Genomic DNA, 2,188 nt, shown 5'->3' with positions numbered 1-2,188 from the left:
TAATAGACTCTAATTTTCATCATCTTCCTTTTTGTTTTTTATGCCTATCATACTCATAAATCTGCCTGAGCATCCTTGCTCTTTTCTATAAGAGAAAAATCGTTCTACTTCACAGGCAGTACACGTATGGCTCATTTCAATGTTTTTTTCTTTTATACCTGCATGTAAGAGCTGTTCTTTGTTGATGAAGGGTAAGTCTAACATATATTTTTCACCTACTGGAGTAAATCCTTCAGGTATATCAAAAAAATGTTTAGCGACATCTGCATCTACTTCATAACAACAACGTCCTATGGATGGTGCGACACCTGCCATGATCTCTTTTGGATCACAACCATAGACTTCTGTCATCTTTTTTACAGTTTTTGATACTATCTTTGCTTTCGTACCTTTCCAGCCAGCATGCACAGCAGCTACAACTTCTTTTTGTTTGTCATAGAGGAGTATGGGTACACAGTCTGCAGTAAGTATGTTCAGTACGACACCTTTAACATCTGTGATGAGTGCATCACAATCTTCAACAGCATTTTCAAGACTCTCCCAACCTTTTGTCTCTTTGTTGGTAATGATCTTTATATTGTCACTGTGGGTTTGATTGGCAACGATGTAATGTAGCTGTTCACTACTGTTAAGTAAATTGGAGAGTTTATTTCTATTAGCTACGATATTTTCAGTATCTTCACCTGTATGTAAAGCAAGACTAAATTCATAAGGAAGATCATTTGATTTTGTTGTCACGGCATGCAGCAGGGAAGGGGATCTTTTAAAATGTTTGAAGGTGAAAAAATCTAGCATGATACTCCCTTATATCCTTTTTGATATAATACCCTAAAAAATAGGATGTTGGATGGAATCTTGGTTTGACTTTGACAAACGTATCTTTAAACATTTTTCCTACATTCTTATGTTACAGGTACTTCCTCTTTTTGTGATTTCATCCTATCTGATCAATGAGATAAATCCCCATTTATTTACAAAACAGATGGTCTATTACTTCATTGCGGCCATTGCATTTTTTGTTTCTGCCTTTATTCCCTGGAGGCAGATCATTTGGTGGTTTGTGCCTATTTTTTATGTGGGAAACCTAGGTTTACTCATCGCAGTTGAATTTGTAGGAAAAACCATTCTTGGTGCACAAAGATGGATAGAGATCCCAGGGATTGGTATCACCATTCAGCCTTCAGAGTTTATTAAAGTCAGTGTTATTATGATGCTTGGATACCTTATAGGTAGAAATCCTCCAGGAGAAAAAGGGTATGGCATTTTTAATTTTATTAAACTTTCTATAGTGATAGTCATTCCTTTTTTACTTATAGCCAAAGAACCGGACTTGGGTACAGCACTTGTATTGCTTATCACAGGATATGGTATTTTATTTGTCGTAGGAATAAATTGGAAGATATGGGCTGCAATTGTCATCATACTTGGGCTTACAGCACCGCTGCTTTACGGACAATTAAAACCGTATCAGAAAAAGCGTGTCACTGATTTTATAGGGAAACCCAGTTACCATGTTAGACAAGCACTGATAGCCATAGGTTCAGGTGGACTTGAAGGTAAAAGTAAAGAAGATGCGACACAGACACAACTCAAGTTTTTGCCTGTCTCTTCTACAGACTTTATTTTCGCATATTTAGGTGAACGATTTGGTTTTAAAGGAATGATCACTGTTATCATACTCTATATGTTTTTGATCTTTAACCTACTCTATATCTCTGCCAAATATGCAAGCGATTACCTGATCAAAGCTTTTGCCTCCGGATTGGCTTTTTTACTCTTTGTTTATATGGGTGTCAACATCTATATGGTCATAGGTCTGGCCCCTGTAGTAGGGCTTCCATTGCCTATGTTTAGCCATGGAGGGACCTCATTTATTATATTTGCTGTAATTTTTGGAATTTTACAAAATTTAATTGCATTTAAAGACTACAGTAGATATAATTCTGACTCGAAAATCGTCATGATTTCGAAAGACCAACCATAGCACCTTTACGGGTCGGTAGCTCAGTTGGTTAGAGCACTCGGCTCATAACCGAGTGGTCGGGAGTTCGAGTCTCCCCCGACCCACCACTTTAATCCCCTAAAACACGTACTTTCAGACTATCCAAATTTTTAACTCTGCCAAATTTTTCATTAGGTCGAAATACTATAGAGAAAAGCCCTCTGAGTTTTTTGAAATTTCCGGCAT

The 2,188-nt window shown here is 37.2% G+C and carries 2 protein-coding genes and 1 tRNA gene; 2 read left to right on the top strand and 1 reads right to left on the bottom strand.

Going from position 1 to position 2,188, the window contains the following annotated elements; translation table 11 throughout:
* Positions 1-9: 9 nt before the first annotated feature.
* Positions 10-795, bottom strand: coding sequence for a peptidoglycan editing factor PgeF (gene pgeF / locus ABZC96_RS09795; protein WP_373030810.1), 786 nt, complete (start codon positions 793-795; stop codon positions 10-12).
* Positions 796-847: 52 nt separating this feature from the next.
* On the opposite strand from pgeF, the gene ABZC96_RS09790 reads away from it, so the two are divergent.
* Positions 848-1,984: an FtsW/RodA/SpoVE family cell cycle protein gene (locus ABZC96_RS09790; RefSeq protein WP_373030808.1), complete on the top strand. Its 1,137-nt coding sequence runs from the start codon at positions 848-850 to the stop codon at positions 1,982-1,984.
* A 9-nt stretch (positions 1,985-1,993) separates the two neighbouring features.
* Positions 1,994-2,070 (top strand) — tRNA-Met (locus ABZC96_RS09785).
* Positions 2,071-2,188: the final 118 nt, after the last annotated feature.

The organism is Sulfurovum sp., from assembly GCF_041551015.1.
In the GTDB taxonomy this organism is placed as follows: Bacteria; Campylobacterota; Campylobacteria; order Campylobacterales; family Sulfurovaceae; genus Sulfurovum.
The sequence above is the reverse complement of the archived record's forward strand: the minus strand, read 5'-3'. Positions and strand labels throughout refer to the sequence as shown.

Excerpts from the sequence above, each read along its gene's own strand:
- pgeF (WP_373030810.1), bottom strand. The coding sequence starts at position 795 with ATGCTAGATTTTTTCACCTTCAAACATTTTAAAAGATCCCCTTCCCTG.
- ABZC96_RS09790 (WP_373030808.1), top strand. The coding sequence starts at position 848 with ATGGAATCTTGGTTTGACTTTGACAAACGTATCTTTAAACATTTTTCC.